The organism is Flavihumibacter petaseus NBRC 106054, assembly GCF_000974785.1.
Classification (GTDB): Bacteria; Bacteroidota; Bacteroidia; order Chitinophagales; family Chitinophagaceae; genus Flavihumibacter; species Flavihumibacter petaseus.
On record NZ_BBWV01000001.1, the window covers coordinates 1,244,743 to 1,269,924 of the forward strand.

19 protein-coding genes are annotated in these 25,182 nt (G+C 50.0%); 7 read left to right on the forward strand and 12 right to left on the reverse strand.

Translation table 11 applies throughout. From position 1 onward, the window contains the following. Positions 1-10 precede the first annotated feature (10 nt). Genes mnmC2 through FPE01S_RS05265 form a run of 3 tightly spaced genes read left to right on the forward strand, consistent with a single transcriptional unit; the run spans position 11 to position 2,845 of the window. Complete coding sequence (gene mnmC2 / locus FPE01S_RS05255) at positions 11-697, forward strand: tRNA (5-methylaminomethyl-2-thiouridine)(34)-methyltransferase MnmC2 (RefSeq protein WP_046367778.1); 687 nt, start codon at positions 11-13, stop codon at positions 695-697. After that, on the forward strand, positions 694-2,031 hold the full coding sequence (locus FPE01S_RS05260) for an alpha-L-fucosidase (RefSeq protein WP_046367779.1): 1,338 nt from the start codon (positions 694-696) through the stop codon (positions 2,029-2,031). The genes mnmC2 and FPE01S_RS05260 overlap by 4 nt, the downstream gene beginning before the upstream one ends. A 13-nt stretch (positions 2,032-2,044) precedes the next feature. Continuing rightward, the gene (locus FPE01S_RS05265; protein ID WP_046367780.1) at positions 2,045-2,845 is read left to right on the forward strand and encodes a M90 family metallopeptidase; all 801 of its coding nucleotides are present in this window, start codon (positions 2,045-2,047) and stop codon (positions 2,843-2,845) included. Here the strand turns inward: FPE01S_RS05265 and FPE01S_RS05270 are convergent. Beyond that, on the reverse strand, positions 2,820-4,013 hold the full coding sequence (locus FPE01S_RS05270; RefSeq protein WP_046368677.1) for a PQQ-dependent sugar dehydrogenase: 1,194 nt from the start codon (positions 4,011-4,013) through the stop codon (positions 2,820-2,822). The two genes, FPE01S_RS05265 and FPE01S_RS05270, sit on opposite strands and share 26 nt — an antisense overlap. A gap of 49 nt (positions 4,014-4,062) precedes the next feature. On the opposite strand from FPE01S_RS05270, the gene FPE01S_RS05275 reads away from it, so the two are divergent. Then, the gene (locus FPE01S_RS05275) at positions 4,063-4,896 is read left to right on the forward strand and encodes an SMP-30/gluconolactonase/LRE family protein (RefSeq protein WP_046367781.1); all 834 of its coding nucleotides are present in this window, start codon (positions 4,063-4,065) and stop codon (positions 4,894-4,896) included. 15 nt (positions 4,897-4,911) lie between these two features. Here the strand turns inward: FPE01S_RS05275 and FPE01S_RS05280 are convergent, their stop codons facing one another. The 6 genes from FPE01S_RS05280 to rhaT all read right to left on the reverse strand — a co-directional run bounded on the left by FPE01S_RS05280 (position 4,912) and on the right by rhaT (position 13,465). Next, a complete protein-coding gene (locus FPE01S_RS05280; protein WP_046367782.1) occupies positions 4,912-6,207 on the reverse strand; it encodes a hypothetical protein in 1,296 nt (431 codons plus the stop codon). Between the two features lie 54 nt (positions 6,208-6,261). Next, positions 6,262-7,584 (reverse strand): hypothetical protein, encoded by a 1,323-nt coding sequence (locus FPE01S_RS05285; protein ID WP_046367783.1) that lies wholly within the window; start codon positions 7,582-7,584, stop codon positions 6,262-6,264. A gap of 66 nt (positions 7,585-7,650) precedes the next feature. Next, positions 7,651-8,940, reverse strand: coding sequence for an FGGY-family carbohydrate kinase (locus tag FPE01S_RS05290; RefSeq protein WP_046367784.1), 1,290 nt, complete (start codon positions 8,938-8,940; stop codon positions 7,651-7,653). Continuing rightward, a complete protein-coding gene (locus tag FPE01S_RS05295; protein WP_046368678.1) occupies positions 8,940-10,214 on the reverse strand; it encodes a sugar isomerase in 1,275 nt (424 codons plus the stop codon). The genes FPE01S_RS05290 and FPE01S_RS05295 overlap by 1 nt, the downstream gene beginning before the upstream one ends. Before the next feature lie 13 nt (positions 10,215-10,227). After that, positions 10,228-12,339, reverse strand: coding sequence for a bifunctional rhamnulose-1-phosphate aldolase/short-chain dehydrogenase (locus tag FPE01S_RS05300; RefSeq protein ID WP_046367785.1), 2,112 nt, complete (start codon positions 12,337-12,339; stop codon positions 10,228-10,230). A 10-nt stretch (positions 12,340-12,349) separates the two neighbouring features. Next, complete coding sequence (gene rhaT / locus FPE01S_RS05305) at positions 12,350-13,465, reverse strand: L-rhamnose/proton symporter RhaT (RefSeq protein WP_046367786.1); 1,116 nt, start codon at positions 13,463-13,465, stop codon at positions 12,350-12,352. A 145-nt stretch (positions 13,466-13,610) separates the two neighbouring features. Here rhaT and FPE01S_RS05310 point away from each other — a divergent pair, with 145 nt between their 5' ends. Continuing rightward, on the forward strand, positions 13,611-14,231 hold the full coding sequence (locus FPE01S_RS05310) for a hypothetical protein (RefSeq protein ID WP_046367787.1): 621 nt from the start codon (positions 13,611-13,613) through the stop codon (positions 14,229-14,231). Here the strand turns inward: FPE01S_RS05310 and FPE01S_RS05315 are convergent. The 4 genes from FPE01S_RS05315 to FPE01S_RS05330 form a co-directional block, all read right to left on the reverse strand. Beyond that, the gene (locus FPE01S_RS05315) at positions 14,228-14,563 is read right to left on the reverse strand and encodes a hypothetical protein (RefSeq protein WP_046367788.1); all 336 of its coding nucleotides are present in this window, start codon (positions 14,561-14,563) and stop codon (positions 14,228-14,230) included. The two genes, FPE01S_RS05310 and FPE01S_RS05315, sit on opposite strands and share 4 nt — an antisense overlap. Before the next feature lie 143 nt (positions 14,564-14,706). Further along, positions 14,707-15,279 (reverse strand): pentapeptide repeat-containing protein, encoded by a 573-nt coding sequence (locus tag FPE01S_RS05320; RefSeq protein WP_046367789.1) that lies wholly within the window; start codon positions 15,277-15,279, stop codon positions 14,707-14,709. Between the two features lie 9 nt (positions 15,280-15,288). After that, positions 15,289-17,256 carry a M1 family metallopeptidase gene (locus FPE01S_RS05325; RefSeq protein WP_046367790.1) on the reverse strand — a complete coding sequence of 656 codons (1,968 nt, stop codon included), beginning with the start codon at positions 17,254-17,256 and terminating at the stop codon, positions 15,289-15,291. A gap of 33 nt (positions 17,257-17,289) precedes the next feature. Continuing rightward, entirely contained in the window at positions 17,290-18,048 is a 759-nt protein-coding gene (locus FPE01S_RS05330) for an ankyrin repeat domain-containing protein (protein ID WP_083990135.1), read from the reverse strand. Between the two features lie 71 nt (positions 18,049-18,119). Here FPE01S_RS05330 and FPE01S_RS05335 point away from each other — a divergent pair, with 71 nt between their 5' ends. Then, positions 18,120-20,753 carry an alpha/beta hydrolase-fold protein gene (locus tag FPE01S_RS05335; protein ID WP_245623945.1) on the forward strand — a complete coding sequence of 878 codons (2,634 nt, stop codon included), beginning with the start codon at positions 18,120-18,122 and terminating at the stop codon, positions 20,751-20,753. Between the two features lie 655 nt (positions 20,754-21,408). Here the strand turns inward: FPE01S_RS05335 and FPE01S_RS05345 are convergent. Continuing rightward, complete coding sequence (locus FPE01S_RS05345; RefSeq protein WP_046367793.1) at positions 21,409-22,236, reverse strand: hypothetical protein; 828 nt, start codon at positions 22,234-22,236, stop codon at positions 21,409-21,411. A gap of 118 nt (positions 22,237-22,354) precedes the next feature. On the opposite strand from FPE01S_RS05345, the gene FPE01S_RS05350 reads away from it, so the two are divergent. Further along, positions 22,355-25,171 (forward strand): TonB-dependent receptor, encoded by a 2,817-nt coding sequence (locus FPE01S_RS05350; RefSeq protein ID WP_083990136.1) that lies wholly within the window; start codon positions 22,355-22,357, stop codon positions 25,169-25,171. The last annotated feature ends 11 nt before the right edge of the window (positions 25,172-25,182 follow it).

Here is a 25,182-nt window from a genome sequence, read left to right on the forward strand (position 1 = left end):
ACTTTGGCCTATGGAAAGAATCCTTCAGGTGACGGGTGACGGATCACCAACAGTTGCTGTTCCCTCCCTGCAGGTGAGTTACCATTCCAGGCATGGCGCCATCCAGGAGTCCATGCATGTGTTTATTCATGCCGGACTGGATCCTGTTCTACAACAAACTACAGGTACCATCAGCATCCTGGAAATGGGTTTTGGCACCGGACTGAATGCACTGTTAACAGCAATTGCCGCCCCTGACAGAATGATCAGCTATGAAGCCTGCGAAAAATTCCCGCTCGAAGACGACCTGGTCCGTTCGCTGAATTATTGCCAGTTGCTGGAAAGAAATGACATGGAAACTTTATTCCTTCAGCTGCACCAGTCCCCCTGGGAAAAACCGGTCGCCATCACGCCCCGGTTTACTTTGGTGAAACACCAGGTGGCCCTTGAAAATTTTGCACCGCAACAGGTTTTCAACCTGATCTATTTCGATGCTTTCGCACCGGCAGCCCAGCCGGAACTGTGGACCACCGCTATTTTTTCAAAACTTTATGCCAGCCTTGAAGAAGAAGGTATCCTGGTTACCTATTGCAGTAAGGGAGATGTACGCCGCGCCATGACAGCGGCGGGCTTTACCGTGGAAAAACTGAAAGGACCTCCCGGGAAAAGGGAAATGGTAAAAGCTGTTAAACAAACACGAACCACCAACAACATATGAAATATTCCGTTTTCGTTTTGCTCTGCCTGTTTTCAGCTGTGATCACCAACGCCCAGCAAAGGCATAACCCGGTTCCCACAAAAGACCAGCTGGCCTGGCATGACCAGGAGTTTTATTGGTTTATTCATTTTGGCCCGAATACTTTTACCGGAAAGGAATGGGGGCACGGCGACGAAAAGGAAGCGATCTTTCAGCCAACAGCGCTGGATTGCGACCAGTGGGTGCGGGTAGCGAAACAGTCCGGAGCCACGGGAATCATCCTCACTGCAAAACACCATGACGGTTTTTGCCTCTGGCCCAGCAAATATTCCCAGCATACGGTGGCCCAGAGTCCCTGGCGGGATGGGAAGGGCGATGTGCTGAAATTGTTGTCAGATGCCTGCCGGCGCGGAGGATTGAAATTTGGCGTATATATCTCCCCGTGGGATCGCAACCACCCGGCCTACGGTACACCTGCCTACAATGACATCTACATCAACACCATGAAGGAGATTTTTGCCGCGTATGGTCCCATCTGGGAACTGTGGTGGGATGGCGCCAATGGCGAAGGGCCCAATGGAAAGAAAATGGTGTATGATTTCAGGCTGTTTGAAAAGACAATCCGCAAGATCAGCCCGCATACGGTGATCTTCAGCGATATCGGTCCTGATATCCGTTGGGTGGGAAATGAGAATGGCATCGCCGGTACCACCAACTGGAACCGCCTCGATACTGCAGGCTATACACGCGGCGCAGGAGCACCCAGCCAGGATACCCTGAATGCCGGCAACCGCTTCGGCGCCAACTGGATCCCTGCAGAATGTGATGTGAGCATCCGGCCCGGATGGTTCTATCATGCCGAAGAAGATACTAAAGTGAAGTCGCCGGCCGACCTCTTCCGGCTATACCTGAAATCCGTAGGCAGGGGAGCCAATTTCCTGCTGAACGTTCCGCCGGATACCAGGGGCCTGATCCATGAGCAGGACTCTATCGCTTTAAATGGATTCCGCCAGTTGCTCACAGACAACTTTTCCAGGCCGCTGGGGCAATATGATGCTGCTACCACCAGTATCAAGCTAACCAAACCGACAGCAGTCAACTGCGTCGTTTTACAGGAAGACCTTACAAGGGGGCAGCAGGTGGCCACTTTCGAGCTGCAGCTGGAAGGTGCCGACGGCGTAACAAAAACCGTCAACGGCACCACCATTGGTCACAAGCGTATTCTCTGCTTCCCCGATATAACGGTTAAACGCATACGCATCGTGGTGACGGCTTCCGATAAAAAAGCTGTTCTGAAGCCTGCGAAAGCCTTCCGGATCGATCCAACACTCCTGGTGCTGGATGAAAGGCTTTAAGTAACTTTATAACATGTTCGGGCTGATTTTCTTTGTGGCTTTGCTGATCGGAATGCTGATCTGGACCAGGCAGCAGAAAAAAGCTGCTGACACCCGGCCCATACCCAGCAATATCGACAGTATCCTGAACCAGGAAGTATCGTATTTCCGGAACCTTGCGGTAGACCGGCAAAAGGTTTTTACTGCAGCTGTCATCCATTTCCTTCGGGTTACTCGCATTGAGCCGGTCAATACTACCATCACTGACACCGACAGGTTGCTCGTTGCCGCCAGTGCCGTGATTCCTATATTCGGCTTTCCACGCTGGCAATACCGCAATCTGACGGATGTGCTGGTATATGAAGACCAGTTCAATGAATCTTTCCAGACTGAAGGCCAGCACCGGAACCTGATGGGCATGGTGGGCAGCGGATACATGAACGGAAAGATGCTGTTGAGCAAAACAGCATTAAGGGAAGGATTTAACAACAAAACAGACAAAGAGAATACCGCTATTCATGAATTTGTTCACCTGCTGGATAAGGCTGATGGCGCTGCCGATGGTTTGCCTGAAGCGCTGTTGTCCCGCCAGTATACTATTCCGTGGCTGGATCTGATTCATCAACAGATGGCAGCCATCCGGAATAACCAGTCAGACATCAACCCTTATGGCCTGACCAACAAAGCGGAATTTTTTGCCGTGGCCTCAGAATATTTTTTCGAAAGACCGGATCTGCTGGAACAGAAACATCCTGAATTATTCGGTATGCTCGAAAAGATCTTTCACCAGTATCCCGATTACCATAAGCCTATTCAGCCGATACTTCCCAAATGACATTGGAAGCATCATCTGCCACCAGCAGGCTTCCTGAAGGAGAAATCGTTACACCAACCGGTCTTCCACCTACCCTGCTTTTCTTTGCATCAAGAATAAACCCGGTCAGAAAATCTTCGGGCGGTCCGGAAGGTTTACCATTGGCAAATGGAACAAACACAACCTTGTATCCGGACAATTGTGACCTGTTCCAGGAGCCATGCTGGCCAATAAATGCACCGTTGCGGTAGCGGTCAGGAAACTGGCGGGCAGTATAGAACGCCAACCCGAGCGATGCCGTATGTGCACCGAGCGGCACATCAGGCACCAGTGTTTTTTTAACCAGCTCCGGCTCTTTGCCTTTCATGCGGGGATCCTCATTCGGACCGAAATAGGCATAAGGCCATCCATAAAACCCTCCCTCCTGTACACCGGTCATGTAGTCGGGAACGAGCTCATCGCCCAGTTCGTCCCGCTCATTCACTGCCGTCCACAATACCTTACTGTCGGGCTGAAAAGCCATTCCCACAGGGTTCCGAAGTCCCGCAGCATAAATGCGTTCGCCGCTGCCGTCAGGATTGATCTCCAGAATATTCGCCCTGCGTACTTCCTGGTCCATTCCATTTTCCCCGTTATTGCTTCCTGACCCGACTGAAACATAGATTTTCCTGCCATCAGGAGAGGAGATGATATTTCTTGTCCAGTGATTATTATAGCCGCCTGCAGGCAGTGTTAGTATTTTTTCCGGCGTACTGGAGATTACGTCCTGCCCGGCGGAATAGCGGTAACGCAGCAAGCCGTCTGTATTGGCTACATAAAAGAAATCGCCCAGTACAAGCATGCCGAATGGCTTGTTGAGCTGTGCGAGGAAAATGGAGCGCTTGTCATAAACGCCGTCACCATCTTTATCCTGCAGCAGCGTCAACTGGTCTGCACTTTTACCGTGCGTTGCAGCCTCTGCAACGAGAATATCATTGTTGGGCATCACATAAATCCATCGGGGGCTCTGAAAGCCATCCGCAAATTTCCTTATCTTGAAACCTTTCGGCGCCAGTGGAGATTTTCCTTCTGTCCAACCTGTTACCAGCGCATTGTTGACAACAGATTTGGAGGCATAGGGAGCAGGCAATTGCTGAGCCCTTCCATAAAGGCCGGAAAACAGCAAACAAAATATCAGGATCCTTCGCATACTTTTTGCAAAGGGCTTTTCAAGAACCATTCCACCAATTCATCTGCATATGATACGCTACACCAGTTACCTTTTCGTCCTGCTGCTTTCCACATTCAGCGTTGCCGCACAGGATAAGCAGCTCGTCAAAACCTGGGAAACAGATTCAGTGTTAAAGATCCCGGAAAGCGTGCTGTATGACGCAGCAGCCAACACGCTGTACTTCTCCAATATCGACGGCGCACCTGATCAGAAAGACCTGGTCGGATCGATTGGTAAAATGAAACCCGATGGCAGCGAAATCGTGGTGGAATGGATCAAAGGATTCAGTGCGCCCAAAGGCCTGGGGATTAAAGGAAACATCCTTTATGTGGCAGATGTGGATGAAGTGGTACTGGTGGATACCAAAGCTGCCAAAATTATCAAACGAATACCCATCACCGGAGCAGCCTTCCTCAATGACATTTCCATTGCCGCAAATGGCGATGTTTACGTGACCGATTCCAAAAAAGGGACCATTCACCTGTTGAAAGATGACAAGCCAACCCTATTGCTGGAAAACATCCCGGGCATCAACGGCGTATTGTCAACAGCCGATGGCCTTTATTATGTTGCCAAAGGAGCTTTGTATAAAGCCGGCACAAACGGCGGAAGTGCCACCAAAATCGCAGAAGGCATGGAAGAAGGCACCGACGGTATCGAACAGACAAAGAGCAAAGACTTTATTGTTTCCGCCTGGGTCGGCGTCATTTATTACATCAAACCTGATGGCACCAAAACAGTGCTCCTGAATACAAAGGATCAGAAAAAAAGCACGGCAGATATCGGTTTCGACAAGGAGAAGGAAATAGTCTATGTGCCCACCTTCTTCACGAACAGGGTTACTGCGTATCAATTAAAATAGCGTGCATTCAATGCATCAAAAGCGCATCCGGGCAAACCCGAATCTACCTTTGCGCTCGTATGGAAGGAGCCATTCACCCGGACCGGCTTCAACTGAAAAGTTCATATAAAAACGCAGGGTCGGATCCAGGGAAACTGACTTCTGGTTTTCCAGGCCGTTTTTCCACTGATACTGCGTAATTATATAACTGTTCCTGATCTTCTCTTCGCAATAGAGATAAGTATCATCGCCATTGATAACATAAAATACCGGCAAGAGATTGTCATGTTCCATTGGATACACCTTAACCGTAACGGGTTTGAGGCTGGAATCCAGTTCCATAAACCGGACCATATCAAATTCACCGGACCTGTCATTCACTCCCTGGTCTACCAGTAACAACCGTTGCCGGGAAAGCGGGGCAAAATTGCCGGTAAAATAGGCATACCCGTTTTTCCAGTATGGATCATCGGTGCGATCAATATGAGCACTGGCTTCCACCTGCAGTAAGCTGTCAAACCGGATATAGTAACCTTCGTTCCCTTTGCCCGGGTTACCTTCTGCCACCGGTGAATTTAAAAAAAGATAAAAATGATCTTTCTCCGTCAGTAATTTTTCCCCGGCTGTTGCCAGTGATGACGTATTAACCGGCATTTCCCGAAAGTCGCCATTCACCGGGTCAAGTTCCAGCAAATGAAGTTTCTGCTCTTCCGTCTGAGTAGTCCACAGCAATGAATAATACCTGTCGCGAAAGCCGTGCAGCAACATCTGTTGAAAATTATATCCGAGCAAAGGCACATCCAGTTCAACTTTATTGATGTAGCGCATCGCCGTGTCAAAACTGAAGATCCTGACATTTGATCTGAAGTGCACTTCATCATTCTCCTGCCGGTACAACATGATGTAATTGTCTGTGTGCAACAATTCGTACCGGATATACCTGGCCCGCACATCATTCGGCATATCGACAGAATCCTGGAGTGGACTATGGGTAATCTTTTCCAGTTTGTTGCCCTCTACCTTTACGACTTCCAGGCCATGCATGGCAAGGTGAAAAACATAGTAAAACTTCCCGAAACAGGCATATTTGGTTACCCCTTTCAGCCGGCTGAAAACTGTCTTGTCAACAAACTGGAGATTGCTGTCAAAGCGATGAAGGGAAAGATTTAGTGTGGTGCTGCTCCATAAATGCACCTGCCCGTTGGAAGCCGGGATCAGCCTGGTGCGAAACACATCAGCATTCTTTATTTCTGTATCACAATACCTGAAAGTCTGTGCTGATAAAGGCTGCATCGCCGTTAATACAAGCAGCATCACCAGGAATCTGTTCATTAACACGCAATTTGATAAGGTATGGGAATATACATTATTCCACCGCAACTTCCGTTAAAACCGCATTTTCACGATACCGCATCTCTTTCTGCGCAGGTAAGGAATCAGCCACTCATCAGAACTGATCTGCCGGGAAAACGTCATATTAAGCCTCATGTCCGGATCCATCAACATAGGCCTTCCACCCGTCAAACCTTTTTGCCACTGGTACTGTTTCAGGATAAAATTATTTCTGACCTTCTCCTCGCAGTAAATATAGGTGTCCTCCAGGTGATTTATACAATACACGGGTACAAGATCATTTTCTGAAACCGGGTAAATCTTTATTGTTGTCGGTTTCATTGCTGAATCGAGTTGTGTATAACGCACCATCTCGAAGTCATTGGGACTACGGTTATTGTATCCATTTAATGTAATTGGTTTGTTGGCCAGATCGATCAGTAACAGCCGGTTCCCGCTAAGTGTTGTAATAAAGCCGGTACTATAGTGATAACCGGCTTTCCAGTTTGGTTCGTCAGTAGCGTTGATCAGACCCGATGCCCTTATCGACATTGTACTGTCCATCCAGATACAATATCCTTCATCTCCTTTTCCAGCGCCGCCATCTGCCAATAGCAACTGCAAGTTCAGATACAGGTTGCCACTTTCGGCGAACAACTGCTCCCCGATACTCGTCACATCTTCCAACGCAAAATACCTTTGCCTGAAGGTCGCTTTGGCAGGATCCATTTCCAATACTCCAGTTTTTTGCTTCCCGTCTGCCACAACATTCACGAGCGTGTAAAATTTATTCTTCATTTGTTGTAAAAGGAGGTGCTGTGGCGATCCATTCAGAAACGGCACGTTCACCACCAGCTTGTTAACAAATCTTAATGTAGAATCAAAACAATACATATGAAGAATTGTCACGCCGAGCGCACGATCCAATTCGCGCCGGTAAAGCATGGTGAAATCGTCAGTTTGCTCTAGCTCATAACGCTTGTGTTCTGGTAGCCTGGCATTGAGTTGCCTCAAAGTGTCCTGGATCGGACTATGGCTGATGCGTTCAATACTATCGCCCTCTACCCTGAATACCTCCAGGCTCGTCAGACTCTGGTGAAAGGCAAAATAGAATTTTTCATATTCTGCAAACGAGGTGCTCCCACTAGTCCGGCTGACTACAGTCTTCTCCATAAAATGGAGGTCTTTATTGAACCGGTGTATGGTAACATTTATTTTTGATGACTTCCACAAATGAACCTCTTTGTCACCTGCAGGTATGAGAAAAAAGTTGAAAATATTGTCACCGTATAATTCGGTATCGCTGTATTTGAAGGTCTGGGCAAAAGAACATCCGAAGGCAATAAGGGCCAGCAAAACGGAAAGTAAATTTTTCATCAGGGTCACTTGATAAGGTGCCGGAAATTACGGAGCGACATTCAGGGACCAAAATAATTATTCGATTCAGATCCTGATATCGTGTAGCTTAACGAGATCTGCAGGCAATTCCCCACCATTCCAGTGATCATGCATCACCAGAGCCGCTCCGAGACTTGTAGCCTGCGCCATTTCTGCCACTGCAATGTAATTGCGTGGAAATGCTCCCGCCAGCAACCGGAGAAAAGGTTCGTTACGACTGAATCCACCATCAATATAAATACGGAGATCATCACCTGGCGGTATTACCAGGCGCATCGCTTCCGCCTGCTGATCCACGATCTCCTGCATGAGCTGATGGTATGCTTTAATGACCGAATCCTCCCCGGCATTCCTCCAGTGCCCGTCGAACGGTAACTGATGAAGGGAATGAACGGACACCTTATATTTTTCCGCAATCCCTGCACTGCGTTGCTCGAGCTCCCGGCCGGTGAAATACCGTGATGCTTTCACGGGAAGGCCTTTATAACTCAGGTAAAAAAGGCAGTCTGATTCCAGCTCTCCCAATGTTAACGGCGATTGGTTGAACGGGTTAAGGGTAATGCCCCAGGTACCGGTAGACAACAACACAAATGGATCTGAAAAGCTCCTCAAATAAGGAATAAGTGCCGCGGAGCTATCGTGTAACCCGACACCAACCATCACTGCCTTATCCCCGATCCTGCAGGGTATCGCATGGCTTGAGTGGCAAACCGGTGCCAGTTTGCTGTCCAATTGTTCCTCCCGAACCCAGGTGTGATAATCCTGCAGCTCCATATCCCATAATGCCGTGTGGCAGCCAATGCTGGTCAGGTCAGAAAAGGCAGAACCTGCCACGAGATAATGGAGGTATTGCGGCAGATGCAACGCATACCGGATGCGCCTGAAGATCTCCGGCTGCTGGATCTTGATCCGGTACAACTGCAGTCCGGAGTTGAGATTGCCCATTGCCGGTGAAGCAGTGCTCCGCGAAAACTCATCTTTCCCGCCATACCGTTCATAAAGCCCTTCCGCCAGTGCCTCAGGGTAAGGCTTCAGGTAATTGTACAGCGGGGTAAGCGGATCACCGTTTTCATCAATATACACCATGCTGGCACCGTACGTGGTAAAGTTGACTACTCTCAGGTCAATATCTGTGCGGGCTGCCAGCAGGCTCAGGTTTTCAGTTATGGATTGCCGGAAGCTTTCAAGATTGTCACAGGGAAAACCATCTTCATCAGTTGTCTCCGTAAACCTGGCGGTGATCTCCTCCACAATCCGGTATTGACTATCGAAGAGGAAAAGCTTCTTGTTCGTCTTTCCTACATCAAATACGGCAATTACGGGTAACGCTGCCATCAGAGACCAGTAGCAAGTTTTCCGGAACGGCGATGACCAGTCAGTGCTCTCCGCACGTTGCTTTCCCTGTACAGTTGCAGTGGTTGCAATGCACCTCCGGCCCGCAGCCTGGCTTCTGCCACGATCGGCCGCACATCCGTGCGGAAAGCTTCCTGCAACAACTCCTGGCACAGGGCCACGTCATTTTGCTGCTGCGCTGCTGAAAGCGCTTCAGCATCCACCAGTAATGCCTGCGTGTAGGCGATCAGGATGGCTTCTACTGACTGAAGCAGATCCTCCAGCGGATCCTTCACATTATGCGAAGCATCAATCATCCAGCCAAGGTCGGTGGCATGATGCATTCCTCTTGCATTCATTCCCTCCACCAGTTCATGAAAGATCAGGAAAAGCTGGTAGGGGTTGATGCTGCCAACGGTCAGGTCATCATCACCATATTTGGAGTCATTGAAATGAAATCCGCCCAGTTTTCCCTCCATCAACAGCAACGAAACGATCTGCTCAATATTGGCATTCGGCAGGTGATGGCCCAGGTCAACCAGGGTAAACGCTTTGGGTCCAAGTTTCTGCGCATACAGCAATGATTGTCCCCAGTCGCCAACGCTCATGCTGTAAAAATTCGGCTCAAAGGCCTTGTATTCCACGAACATTTTCCAGTCAGCCGGCAATGAAGCATAAATCTCCTGCAATCCCTCCAGGGTCCGCTGGAATGCCTTTCTGAAATTCAGTTGACCCGGAAAACAGGAGCCATCAGACAACCATACCGTAAGCGATTTGCTGCCGAGTGCCTTACCATGTTCGATCACCTCAATATTATGTTGTATGGCCTGTTGCCTTACTGCTTTGTCCACATGTTGAAGCGATCCGAATTTATAACTCAGTGCCTGGTCAGCCTGATCCTGGAAGGTATTGCTGTTCACCGCATCAAAACGAATCCCGAGTGCCTCTGCCTGTGACCTGATCCGGTCTGGTGATTCCGGGATATCCCACGGAATATGAAGCGAGATGGCCCCGCTGTTGCAGTTAAGCTGGTGGAGCAGCCCAACGTCTTCCAGTTTTTCTTCAAGACTTCCCGGTTCTCCCTTACCGGGAAAACGGCCAAACCTCGTGCCTCCCGTGCCCAGCGCCCAGCTGGGAATCGCCACCTGGAACCGGGTCAGCAGTTCAATGATCTTTTCAAACTTTTCAAAATTATCACGGAAAGGCGCCACCACCTGGTGATGACGGTGCATACGAGTTTCATTGTGCGCCAGAATTGTATCTTTCTCCAGTAACATAATTTCCGATTTATCAGCGGTAGAAGCCCATGGCCACACCACCATCCACATTAATGAAATTTCCTGTTGATTTTCGCAACAGCCCGCCGACCAGCGCGAAGCATGCCGCTGCTATATCTTCCGGAAGTATGATCTCATTCAGTAAAGTGCGTTTTGCATAATACGCCGGTAGTTCTTCTACTGTCACTCCATAAGCTTTTGCCCTTCCTTCTGCCCAGCCGCCGGCCCAGATATTACTGTCAGCAATCACCGCATCAGGATTGACGGCATTCACCCGGATCCTGTCACCACCCAGCTCCGCGGCCAGCAGCCTCGTCATATGGGCCTGTGCTGCCTTGGCGGATCCATAGCCGGCATTATTGGGCCCGGCTACCACGGCATTCTTGGAAACAATATTAAGGATATCTCCGCCCATTGCCTGCTTGCGCAAGATTACCGTTCCCGCTTTGGAAACAATGAACTGCCCCTTCACCAGGATATCATACAGGCGGTCCCATTCTTCCAGCGAATGATCCGTAATGGATTTCGATATGCTGATGCCGGCATTGTTCACGATGATATCAATTCCGCCGAATTGCAGTGCAGCAGCTTCAAATGCGGCAGCCGCCGATTTTTCATCGGTCACATCAAGCACCACCCCTGTTACCACATCTTTTCCGAATGTTGCGGTAAGCTCCTTGGTCGCATCTACCAGCCGGATACCATTGATATCATTTAGCAATAAGCAGGCACCCTCTTCCAGGAATTTACGGGCAATAGCTTTGCCGATACCACCACCGCTTCCGGTCACCATGGCGATCTTTCCGCTGAGCGGTTTCGGTTTAGGCATACGCTGCAGTTTCGCTTCCTCCAGCAGCCAGTATTCAATATCAAAAGCTTCCTGCCGTGGCAGGGCAGTATATGCACTGATGGCTTCTGCACCGCGCATCACATTGATGGCATTGATATAAAATTCAGCCGCCACCCGCGCAGTCTGTTTGTCTTTTGCAAAACTGAACATGCCCACGCCGGGATACAACAGGATCACCGGATTAGGATCGCGCATCGACGGACTGTCCTTATGTTTCGCTGCGTTATAATACGCAGCATAGCTCCTGCGGTAACCTTCAAAGGCAGGAACAAGCTTCGCACTTAAAGCCACTGCATCTGAGAGGTCAGCATCTGGTGCCAGCGGTAATACGAGCGGACTGATCTTGGTTCTCAGAAAGTGATCCGGACAACTGGTACCCATTGGCGCCAGGCGATCCAAATCATTGGAATTGATGAATTCAAGCACCCTTGGATCATCGGTGAAATGCCCGATCATCTGTTGCTGGCTGCTGCAGTAACCACGAAGGTAGGGGGCCAGTGCTGCCGCCTGTTTTCTTCTCGCTTCCGGCTCCAGTGCCGCTATCTTTTCTCCGCCAAATGCCGGTCCCTTTTTTCCGGCCCTGGACTCGACCAGCTCCGCACACCGCTCCACCACTTCGAGGGTATTCAGGTAACAGTCATATGCAGTATCACCCCAGGTAAAAAGTCCATGCGATCCCAGCATGATGCCACGGATGCCCGGATTATTTTCGAGGCAATCACGCAGTTGCAATCCAAGATCAAACCCCGGGCGCTGCCACTCAACCCAGCCGATACTGCCACCAAATAATTCTTCCGTAATGCTTTTTCCATCTGCCGCTGCAGCAATGGCAATCGCTGCATCCGGGTGAAGGTGGTCAACATGTTTGAAGGGAAGAAACGCATGCAGGGGCGTATCAATGGAAGGTGCCTTGCTGTTCAGGTCATACAGGCAATGATTAAAAAGACCCACCATTTCATCTTCGTGTGCCCGTCCCTGGTAGGATTTCTCCAGTGATCGCAGACGATCCACATAGAGGCCGGCCAGACCGCCCCGGGTCAATGTGCCGATATCGCCGCCCGATCCTTTCACCCACATTACTTCCGTGTGATCGCCGGAGAGCGGATCCCGCTCCATTGTTTTACAGGAGGTGTTGCCACCGCCGTAGTTGGTCAGGCGAAGGTCTGTACCCAAAAGATTGGACCGGTAGATCAGTAATGCTACTTCATCACCGGCCATCGATGCAGCTTTGGCATCATCCCACAAATAACTGACGTATTTAAATTGCTTTTTCATATCCAGAATTTTATTCCGGCCGGATGGAATTTCCCCACCCTACCACGATCACCGATAATATAATAACAATTATGCCCAGCATGAGCCACTGGCGGGTTGCCGGCTTTACCCCGCGCCACTCCTTCAGGATCAGTCCCCACGCGTTTGCTACGAGGATGATAAAGGCCATATGCAGGATCCAGGAACTGGGGCCGTTACTGAGTTTACTTTCCCCCATCCCATAGAAAAAGAACTGCAGGAACCAGGTTGTTCCGGCCAAAGCGCAAAACAGCAGGTTGGCGGCAAGGGGAAGCCTGCGATCACTGTAATCGCCGAAGGTCTTGTTCCTCGCATTCAGGTAAAGGCACCAAACCAGATTGGTGGTGAGGCCGCCCCAAAGCAGCACCACATATACCACATTGTTGCGGTACAAAAATTCACCCTCCCCCGGATGCGCTGCTTTCCAGGCGTCATTGGCCAGCATCGCCAGTGGCTTTCCCGCCTCCAGGCCGAAATTGAAACAGGCGCTCAGAATACCGGAAATAATAGCAACGGTGAGCCCCGCGCCGAAGCGATAGTCACTGATCCCGGAAACATCGCCAGCCTCGGGATGCGCTGCAGCCTGCTGGTCTCCATTTGGCACCACCTCCTTTTCCTTCCGCATGCCTGCCTTGCCACAAAGCACTATACCGACAATACAAACCAGTAGTCCGCTTAAAACTACCCTTCCCCAGGTGCTGCCGGTCAGCAGGCTGATGGTGTCTTTGCCTTCAGCCGGGAAAAATTCATAGTATACTGATGGAATCAGCGCACCGAATACCATGCAGAGTCCAAGGATAATACTGCTGCCCAGCGACACGCCCAGCCATCGCACGCCCAGTCCGTAGGTTAATCCGCCGATCCCCCACAACAGGCCAAACATGTAAGTGAGCCACAGGATTCTTCCTTCAGTAGAACAGATCAGCTGCCAGAAATCGGGGATCGTTAACCAGGCCGCCAGCGGTGGCACGATCAGCCAGGAAAACAAGCCCCCGATGAGCCAGTAAGTCTCCCAGGACCAACCCTTTACTTTTTTATACGGAATATAAAAACTGCCGGAAGCGAAGCCCCCGATGAAATGGAAAATGACTCCTAATATGGCATGCATAGGATAAATGTAAGCCGATCTGAATTTCCGGCGTCCTGTACTATCCGGTTTTCAGCAGGCCTGTTCGTCGTGTACTTTTGCCTGTTCGCCGATCGGAACTTTCCGGCGGCAACCATCCCGGTAATTTTGCAGATTGATTTTACGCATGCATCATATTAAACTCCGTATCGCAGCAATGATCGTATGGGGAAGTCTTATCTTCCTGAGCCTTAACGCCAAAGCCCAGTTGCATGCACCCGCGTCAGTTGCTGCCGAAGCACAGATCGCATTCGACCATTTTCCCGAACTCAAGAACGTTCCCGTCACGATCCGCGTGAAACACAGTTATTGTACCGGAAAGACCCGGCCGACCTTCATCAGCTGTTTCCTTCCCAGGAACAAGCGTTCCTACGTGATCACCATCAGCGACCACACGATCGACACGCTCACCCCACTTTTGTTTGAAAACCTGCCGGAACCTGCAAGAATCGGCCTCATCGGTCACGAAATCAGCCATGTCGCAGATTTTGTGCAGCAATCCACCGCAAAATCCTGGGCCACCGCTGCAGGTCATCTCTCCCGCCACTATATGGACAGCCTTGAATATCACACCGATCTGATCTGCATCCGCCATGGCCTGGGCGCCAATCTTGAAGCATGGAGCAGTTATATCCGTGCGACCATGCACACGCGTTACTGGCGCGGGGCAGATTTTGTGATAAAAGGAGATGATCACTACGAACGGTACATGAATCCCGATACGATTGAAAGCTATATGACGCCCTAATGCGCGGCAGTCGCCTGGTGCAGGTTATTCACCCCGAACAGGTTGAAAGATACCAGCGCGATCGTGATAAACAGCAGCATCAAAGCTCCCAGGAATGCCAGGTCTGCCACATGTTCGAGGCGGTAGGAAATCCGCTCACGCGAATTTTTCATGGATAGAAAAGACAGGATGCAACTGGTCATAAACAGCATGGATGCCACACCGGTCACTTCATCTATTATGGTAGAGGTATTGAACCGCGAGATCTTGATGGAAGTGAGCACCAGCAGGCAAAATCCCAGGAGATTTGCCGAAGTATTTAAAATGTGGGGAGATTTATTATTGTCTGCCATAAATCCAGAATAGATGACCCCAGCGGACAGCTGGGGCCATTTTTTCGACCGACCTAATAGATATTACGTACCCGGAAATTAAGGGAAGATTTGCTTTAGGTTTTCCACAATCGATGAACAGGCAAAAGAAATCGCTGACAGCGTTATTCAACCTCCAGATCATACTTCGCCAACAATCCGGCAAGTCCGGAAGCAGAAAATTTTGCTTTATACAGGTAATTAACTGCAGGATCGATGTTGAATCCGACAGCCTCACGGAAGTCCGTTTTTTCCAGGCGGGTCTGCTCAAATTTGGCGCCAGTCAGTACAGCCCGCCGCAGGTCCGCACCACCCAGGTCTGCTTCTGTAAAATCAACCTCAACGAGTTGACAGGCAGCCAGGGAAACTTCTTTGAGCACTCTTTTGTAAAAGGAAGTGAAATTCAGTACACAATCTTCAAATCCGACAGTGAACACAAACGCATTCACCAGGTCAAAGTGGATGCCCAACATCTTGCAGCCCTTAAACTTCACCTGGTTAAATGTAGTCTTTACCACCCGCGCATTGCTCAGGTCACAATCCTCAAACCGGCAGTTGTTGAACTCCCAGCCGCCCAGGTCAGCTTTGACCAGTTTGCACCGGATAAAAGAACAACCTTCGAATTCACCTGACGGGCTCTCTTTTGAAGAGAAGTCGATGCCTTCGAAGGTTGCGTTTTTATAATAGCCTTCGCTCATGAGCGGAAATTAGAAGCCCAGCTTATCGTTCCAGCTGTTGTTGGCCGGGTTGATGTCAGGCATCGTGCCATCAGGATCCAGTTTGATCTCCTGCACCTTGCTGGTAGAATGATACACAAATTTCCATACGGGTCCACGCTGCCACACTTCCACCGGAAGTTCCACACGGCCTGTTTTACCATTTTCTTCCTTCACCTGCACCACTACAGGCATTGGCAGTTGCTCGTTGTTGGTTACCGTGATGATGCTGCCCTGTGCCGGATCATCTTTTACATAAGCAACTTTACCAACACCCTGGTCAAACTTCCATTTGTTCAGGTACCAGCCGCGCCAGAACCAATCCAGTGTTTCGCCGGAATAGTTCTCGATGCAATGGAAGAAATCATAAGGTGTAGGATGTTTAAACGCCCACTGATGCACATAGTAACGGAATGCACTGTCGAACCTTTCCGGTCCGAGAACACGTTCCCGCAGCAACTGCAGTCCGAAGCCGGGCTTCAGATAGGCCAGGATGCCCAGGTTGTTCGGCTGAATGACATCAGGAATATTGAAAATATTTTCAATCTTATCTCCGTAAAAATAAGGAGCAAGACGTGTTACATCCATTTTTCCATCCTTGTATTCACCATGATTGAAATCTTCTTCGGCCAGTGTATTGATGAAGGTGTTGAAGCCCTCATCCATCCAGGGGAATTTCCTTTCGTTTGAACCCACGATCATCGGGAACCAGTTGTGACCGAATTCGTGGGATGTTACGCCGAAAAGTCCGCCCTTGTTGGCACGGGAAGAACAAAATACAATACCAGGATATTCCATTCCACCAACAATACCGGCCACATTGGTGGCAACCGGGTAGCTGAAGGGATACAAGTATTTAGAGTAGAATTCGATGGAACCTTTTACATATTCCGTAGAGCGGTTCCAGGCAGTGTCAGTAGCGGATTCAACCGGGTACACGGACATTGCCAGTGCTTTCTTTCCCTGGGGAAGATTCATGCGGGCAGCATCCCACACAAATGCCTTGGAAGAAGCCCAGGCGACATCGCGCGTGTTGATGCATTTAAACTTCCAGGTGAGGGTGCTTTTTCCAGCGGGACGGCTGGAGGCATCGGTCACTTCTGCAGCGCTGCGCAGGATCACTGTCTTGTCACTTGCACTGGCTGCTTTATAGCGCTTCAGTTGCTCAGCAGTAAGTACTTCCTGGGGATTCAGCAATTCGCCGGAACCCACTACGATATGGCTCGCCGGAACAGTAACTGCATATTCGATATCACCATATTCCAGGTAGAACTCTCCCTGCCCGAGGTAAGGCAGTGTGTTCCATCCCTGAACGTTATCATATACGCAAAGGCGGGGGAACCATTGTGCTACTTCATAGATCCAACCATTTTTGGTATTCAGGCGACCCATACGATCTGTACCATATTCCGGGATAGTGAAGCTGAAATCGATGCTGAAAGTCACTTTACCGCCTTTCGCCTTCAGCGCCACCGGCAGATCAACGCGCATGCGGGAATCGGTGATGGTCTGCTTCAGAACGGTGGACTTACCCGCCTGCTGCAACTTTACGTCGCCGATTGAATAACCACCGTCAAAAGCATTGCGGTTCGCCCAGCGGCCACCGCCGATTGCCGTTACGGCAACACCGCGGCTTTTATCATTATAAATGTTCTGATCGAGTTGCAGCCAGAGAAAGGTCAGCGGCTGGGGACTGTTATTGGTATAGGTAACATCTACCTTGCCTTTGATGCCGTGGGTCTGATCATCCATCGTCACCGCGATCTTGTAGTCTGCACGGTTCTGCCAGTAATCAGGGCCGGGAGTACCATCTGCAGCACGGACATTATCGCCGAGTTGCGGGTAGAAAATCGGAGCAAAAGCCTCATGGGGATCGAAATTAACGCTGTCTTTTGTCTGGGCACGGGTAACACCTACCGATGCCATAACCACAGCAAGCAATACATATAAACGCTTCATGTGTGTGAATTGGGTGAGGGACAAATATAACCATCAACGGGTTTTCTCCTTCAAAAAGGCAGCTACTTTAACTTGCCGATTACCAAAAGCCAGGTCAGTGGCAGTATGGCCATCTTCATTTTTCAGGTCCTTCCTTGCACCATTCGACACCAGGAACTTTACCACGTCCAGGTGACCATACCGGGCAGCCTCGCCCAGTGCAAAATTGCCCTTCCTGTCCTGTACATTGACATCCGCGCCACCGTCAGCGAGCACCTTCACAATCTCTATAAATCCCTTACCAGCAGCAAGTTCCAGCGGTGTTGTGCCGTCATCCGCCGCAACATTCACCCCCGCACCCTGCGCCAGGTAGTATTGTACAAGATCAAGGTGACCCCGCCTTGCTGCAATATGCAATACGGTATATCCCTGCAGGTATTGTTGTTTGATATCGGCGCCATTATCCACCAGCATCCGGACAATATCGGCATGCCCTTCCTGGGTGGCGATCTCGACAAGATAAATTTTACCCTTGTCGGCGAGGAACGGCCTTTTGACACTGGCGCCCTTCCGGATCAAAAGATTCACGCTTTTGGCATCGTCATTCCAGACAGCATTCCAAAGTGGAAACTGGCCTTTACTGTCATATCCGTTCGGATCGGCACCATTCACCAGCATTTTTTCCATGAGGGCGTAATCCCTGGCCTCAACAGCATCCACCAGCGTCTGAGCAGAAACCGTCGCTGCGGGAAACATGAATAATACCCAAAGCAATATTGCTATTACCCCTCCTGCCGGCAAAAATCTTTTCATCAGGTCGATTTGGCGAGGAAGATAGTAATATTGAGGAAGCACCCTGATTGATCTGATCGTATTTTAAATTCATGAATATTATGCTCCGCTCTCTTCTGCACGTAGCTTCATTACTTTGCACCACCTCACTGCTGTTCACAAACACTGCATCTGCCCAGTCAGCATCTGCCCAATCTACATCATCGCAGTCAGCTGCTGCATCGTCAACCGGCAATACACCAGTCAGCGAACAGCAGGTTCATATATTCAAAAGCGGATTGGTCGGCAATTTCCCCAACCGCTACGGAAGAGAAGCCGTATATACTGATGAGCTCGCCTGGCGTCTTTATAATGGCACGCTGGCAAAACCCGTTGCGGGCGATACCGTTGGAAGAACTGAAAAAGGCCTGCCGATCTTCTGGCAACCTGTGGAAGCAGACAGTACCGGCCGACTGCGATTGGCTCGCACCCGTTCCGGTGGCGCACCCGCCGGTCCCGGTGTTCAGGCTGGAAACCTGCGCGGTGGCCTTGGCGCTGCGGGTGGATACACCTACCTCACCTACGACGCCCCTGCAGCCACCACGGCGCTGCTCACCTGCAAAGGCAACAGCGCGGTGTATGTGAATGGTGAACTGCACGCCGGTGATCCTTACAGCATGGGATTCCTGCATATTCCTGTTCAGCTCAGGAAGGGACTGAATGAATTTTACCTCCGGGGGATGTCCACCTCTGCAAGCCTGAGCTTCAGCAAAAAAGCAGTCGCCCTTGCTACCGATGATCCCACCCTCCCCTTTGTAGTGCCTGGATTGCAGGGCGCAACACAACAGGGTGCCATCGTGGTGATCAACAGTTCTTCAAAACCCATCGCACAACTGCGGCTTACCGCTACACTCGAAGGGCAGACCGTTGAAACCACTATCTCTGGTATACCGGCCATGAGCAGCCGAAAAGTAACTTTCCGTTTCGACGGCAGCAAGGTGAGCGCCAAAGGGAAATACAATTGCGTTCTACAGCTGCGCCAGGGCAGCAAGAGCAACAAGGGCAGTAAGGACAACAACCTGCTCGACGAAGCCATCGTATCCATCGAAGCCTCCGACCCCGGCGCTCCCTATACCAGCACTTTCGAATCAGGCATCGATGGCAGCCTCCAATATTATGCCGTCAATCCTGCAGGAGGCACCGCCAACACCAGCTTTGCTACCCAACCCAATCAAGCCCTCTTCTTTTCAGTGCATGGTGCCGGTGTAGAAGCCATCAACCAGGCTCGTGCCTACAAGGCAAAAGACTGGGGTACGCTCGTTGCCCCCACCAACAGAAGGCCCCGCGGATTCAACTGGGAAGACTGGGGTCGCCTCGATGCGCTTGAAGTTTTGTCCATCGCACGCCATCGCTACCAACCCGATCCGGCACGCAACTACCTCACGGGCCACAGCATGGGTGGTCACGGCACCTGGTTCCTCGGCGCTACCTACCCCGACCAATGGGCAGCCATTGCACCCTGTGCAGGATATCCTACCCTCAAAGGATACGGTTCTGCTGACGGTCTCGTACCTGACAGCAGCAATAATCCGCTGGAGCAAACCCTGCTCCGTGCAGGCAACCAGAGTGATGTAATCAAACTCGCCCGCAACTATCAGCCCCTGGGTGTCTACATCTTTCATGGAGACGCCGATCAGACAGTTTCCGTCAACTATGCCCGCCAGATGCGCCAGCTCCTTGGTGGATTCCAGGCTGACCTCAGCTACTATGAATATCCCGGTGGCAGTCACTGGTTCAGTGATGAGAGCGTGGACTGGAAACCCATTTTTGACTTCTTCCGCTGGCATAAACAACTGCCCGATAGCGGCGTGAACAAAATCGAATTCAGTACCGCCAACCCCGGTATCAGCAGCCGCTTCCGCTGGGCTTCGATCGTTCAGCAACATCAACCCCTGCAATACAGCAGCATCAACCTGGTGCGCAACAAAAAAGGAAATGCCATCACCGGTAAGACCACCAACGTCGCCACCCTGCAACTGGCTCTTGACGAATTCACAGCAGGCACCAATCTCTCGATCACCCTCGACAGCCTGCCTGCAGTTACATACACCACCCACAGCAATTCCGACAGCATTGTCCTAACCAAAACCGGCAATCGCTGGACCATCGGTACGTATCCAGCAGCAACCGACAAAAACCCTAACCGCAACGGCACCTTCAAAGATGCTTTCCGCAACCAGATGGTATTCGTTTACGGCACCACCGGAACAAAAGAAGAAAATGCCTGGGCCTACGAGAAAGCGCGCTATGATGCAGAGACCTGGTATTACAGGGGAAATGGCGCTGTCGACATTATCGCCGACAAAGCCTACGACACCATCCGTTACAAAGACCGCGGCGTGATCCTTTTTGGCAACCGGAACAGCAACACCGCCTGGAAGCAGCTCCTGGGCGACTGCCCTATCCAGGTATCCCGCAATGAAGTAAGCATCGGTCAGCAACGCTGGCAGGGCGATTCACTGGCTGCCTATTTTGTATGGCCTATCCGCAACAGCAAAACAGCTTCCGTGGCAGTGATCACCGGCACCGGCATCAAAGGCATGCAAGTCGCTATGGCCAACCAGTACTTCGCCGGCGCGAGTGGCTTCCCGGACTATATGCTCTTCACCTACGACATGCTGACCAAAGGCGCGGGTGGGTTGCTCGCAGCGGGCTTCTACAATAATTCGTTTAAAATCGTGCAGTGAGTTTAGCACCTTAAGTAGCATTAGCACGCAGAGATAGTTTCAGTTATACCGAATTTAAGGCGCGGCAATTTTTTGTCGCGCCATTTTTTTGCTTAGCCCGGTCACCGGTGTCGCCCAGCAATGAAGGCCCGGGCGATTTACATCCTGCATGTTTTCGCTATTGGATTTTACTGATCGGTGAAGGCGCTGCGCTTTTCACGCAGGTGTATCTTTTTCTCGCAAAGCACGCTAAGGTGCAAAGCCGCAAAGAAGAATTGAATATTTGTTTTTCAGGAATGCAATTGTAATTGAACTATAGTTTGCAAGGTGAAATAACCGGAAAGACAAACTGGTTGCCGTGTAAAGGAAATTACCGAAGGACTAACACTGAATTCAATTGCGTACTATCACAAATCACTGCACACTCCGTTTATGCATCTGCCCGAATCTTTTTCAATCGATATCCACACCAAAATGCTGCAATTGCGGTCTTCCAGCCGCAGGCTGGCCTTCTTTCACACTTATATCATTAATACAGCTGCCATCATTCAACACCTAAATACCGTAATACTTCCTTTGCGGCTTTGCACCTTAGCGTGCTTTGCGTGAAAATAAACTGCGTGATATACTGATCAAACATCACCCCGAACGAAATCCAAAATAGCGTGATATGAAATCAAATGAGTGTATTATCCCGCAGATAACTCAACACCAGGTCAGCGTTCTGCTCACCCACTATTGTACAAAGCGTCTCTGCGAGCTTCTGATCTATGCGCGAGCGATCACTCCTCGAAAACTTCGCGAGCAAAAAGTCAATGATGCCCAGCTCCTTCACATAGATAATGCGATCCTTCCAATCCAGCAGCGAGCGGGAAAGCCCGTTCAGTGCTTCCAGGTAACGCGCATACAAAATGCCTTGTGCATATAGATACAGCTCGATGAACTTCTTCCGGTTGCTGAAAGTATTGGGACTGCCGTAGCGGTAATCGGAGAACCCTTTCAGGAACACACTCATGAACTGCAGCCGGAAACTACGGTCCACATCGGTCTTCACTTTGAACGAGAGAAACTCGATCTTGTCGAGCGCCTCCCGCTTCTGCTTCTCCCGCCAGCTGTCATTTCCCTCGCGGGATCCGATTTCAGCAAGCATTGTTGCAAAAGGAAGGTCGCGTTCCATGAAACGCTGGATCAGGTAATCATTCAACACCTGGGGATAGGAGTTGAAAGGAGATACGTTGAAAAGATATAACTCGTCGTCAAAGCGATATCGTCTTTCGAGTGGAATGGCATTCCTGCGCTCCTTTTCAAACAGGCTGATGAGCGTATTTGTGCCTTCCTGTTTCAATAAGAAATGCAGCTCCGGATCAAAGGAAGGATAGGAATACGGGATACATCCGAAATGTTCATCAAAGAAGATCAGTTTCTCTTTGTACTTTTTCAGTAAGCTGAAATCCGCATGCAAACCCCGCACCTGTTCCGCTGTATATTCCATCGTGATGATCATAATCCGTTACAAATCTAGCCGTTGAATATTTGTTATACCCCTGTTAACGATTGGATAACCTACACATAACAATGCGGTAATAACGGCCTTCTAGTTTTGGGGTCCTAAAAACAAACTTGTGGCCCCTCTCCGTTATCGCGCTTTAGTATTCACCATATTGCTGATCTGCGCGGGTATTGCCTTACAGGCGCAGACAAAAAACCAGGTAGTATCCGGCCGGGTGCTGGAAGCCGGCAACAACAACCCCGTTGTCGGGGCATCAGTAACTGCACAGGCAGAAGGCAGCACCTCCAAAACCGGCACGCATACCGATGTGGAAGGAAGGTTCTTTCTTTCGCTCGCTCCCAATAAGAAATATAGTATCACCATTACCAATATCGGCTTTGCTGCGAAAAAGGTAGATGACATTACTACGATACCAGGCGCAGACCCGGCACCACTTTCAATTAACCTCGAGAAGTCCAACGCCGAACTCTCTGCCGTAGTAGTTACCGCCAGTGCGAAGCGCGAGGCCATTTCTTCTCTCTATAGCGCACAGAAAAATGCTGCCTCCATCTCCGATGGCATCAGCGCAGAAGTGATCCGCAAGTCACCTGACCGCAATACCGGTGAAGTATTGAAACGCGTGAGCGGTGCATCGGTGCAGGACAATAAATTTGTCATTATCCGTGGTCTCAGCGAGCGCTATAATGTATCAATGCTCAATAATTCTGTGCTGCCGAGCACGGAAGCCGATAAAAAGGCATTCTCCTTTGATATCATTCCTGCATCCGTTGTTGACAACCTGGTGATTTCCAAATCCGCGTCTCCTGACCTTCCGGGTGATTTTTCCGGCGGTGCGATCAGGATTACCACCAAAGACTATCCCAATAAGAAGATCAGTGAGTTATCCATTGGCATCAGTTTCAATTCGCTGACAACCGGAAAGAATTTTTATAATGGCTTTCCCAATGGATCATATGATAAGATTGGTTTCTTTGATGACTCCCGTCTTATACCCGGACCCTATTACAGGAATAAATCAGGGTTCATCAACCAGTCCCCCGAGTACAAAAGAGAGGTGACCAAGATGTTTCCCAACAACTATGGGTCAGAAGCTGTTTCGAAAAGCATGCCCAATATCGGCATCTCCTACACCGGCGGGAATACCAAAATTTTCAAGAGCGGTAACAAGCTGGGGTATATCTACAATGTTGGTTATGGTATCGGACGGGCCGTGGGTGATCGTGAGCGCAGCGAATACGATATCACACAACGTAACCTGTACAATTACAATACCACCAATTACGACCAGAAGAACAACCTGACCGGGCTGTTGAACCTTACCTATTCTTACCGGAAAAGCAAAATATCTTTCAAGAATCTCTTCAACAATACTTTCGTAAAGACACTGGGACTGCGTAATGGCGAAAACCTGGAAAACGGCGAAGAATCTGTGTTCCAGGTGAAGAGCAGCAACAGCGAGGCAACGCAGAACGGAATCTTCAATATCGTGCTGGAAGGCTTGCACAAGGTAAGCGATAACTTTACGCTGGACTGGAATGGCTCCTTCGCCTATACCTATCGTAACCAGCCTGACCAGCGCATCCTGGCTTATCGTACTCCCGACAATTCCAAAACCGATTATTACCTGAAGCTCAGCAATGAGAACTCTCCGGAGATCCGGAATGCAGGTCGGGTATATTCTTTCCTGGGCGAATACATCTATGGCGCATCGGCCAATGGCACGTATACTTTCAATATGTTCGGTGAAAACCAGAAGTTCAAATTCGGAACGATGAATTACTATCGTGACCGTACAGTGGAAGTGGACGCCCTGGGTTATGCCTCCCTCAACTTCACCGGGGTAACCATTGCTGAAACCAAGGAAACAACTTTCGACAATATTTTCTCCTCCGAGAATATTGACAAATACAATCTTACTGTTGCCAACATCGGTACCAACTCCACCGACTATACTGCCAATGCGCTGTTGAATGCCGGGTACCTGATGCTGGACAATAAATTCAGTGAAAAACTCCGGTTGACCTGGGGTGCCCGTATCGAGAAATACAGGCAGGAACTCGTCACCAAGGGCCGGCAAAATATGGTATACGACAATACCGATGTATTGCCGTCACTGTTGCTTACTTATAGCCTGAACAACAAAACCAATCTCCGCCTGGGTGGATCGATGGCTGTGAATCGTCCTGAATTCCGCGAACTGGCTGACTATAGCGTATTCGACTACGACAACAACCTGGTTATAAGGGGTAATCCGAATCTCGAGCGTTGCAGAAATACCAATGCCGACCTGCGCTACGAATGGTTTCCCGCCGCCGGAGAGATCATTTCTGCCAGCGTATTTTACAAGTATTTCCGCGATCCCATTGAGCAGACCAACAAGGGAAATGATGTGCTGACCTACGAAAACGCAGATCACGCCACAGCGTATGGCGTTGAGGTGGAAGTAAGGAAGAAACTTGATTTCATCGGTGGCAACTTCTTCAGTGACCTGGCTTTTTATGCGAATGCCGCCTATATCAAAGGAAGCGTTCAGTTTGGTGAAGTCAGCTATAACAATCCGATGCAGGGCCAGTCCCCCTACCTGATCAATGGCGGACTGAACTACTCACACAACGGGTTCTCCGTGAATGCACTGTACAACAGGATCGGCCCCAGGCTTCGTTTCCGGGCAACTGCGGGCGCTGCGCTGAATATCTTCGAACGCCCCCGCGATGTGGTGGATCTGCAGATCAGCAAGATGTTCCTCCGCAATCGCCTGGAGATCAAGCTGACCGTAAGCGATCTGCTCGCACAACCCTTTACCTGGTACTATAAATACGACCCGAATCCTTCTAACCTGAACTATATCGCTGGCGAAGACAGGATCATCAATTCGATCAAATACGGATCGACCACGACGCTGGCGCTTAAATACATTTTCGGCAGATAATAATTTTTCAC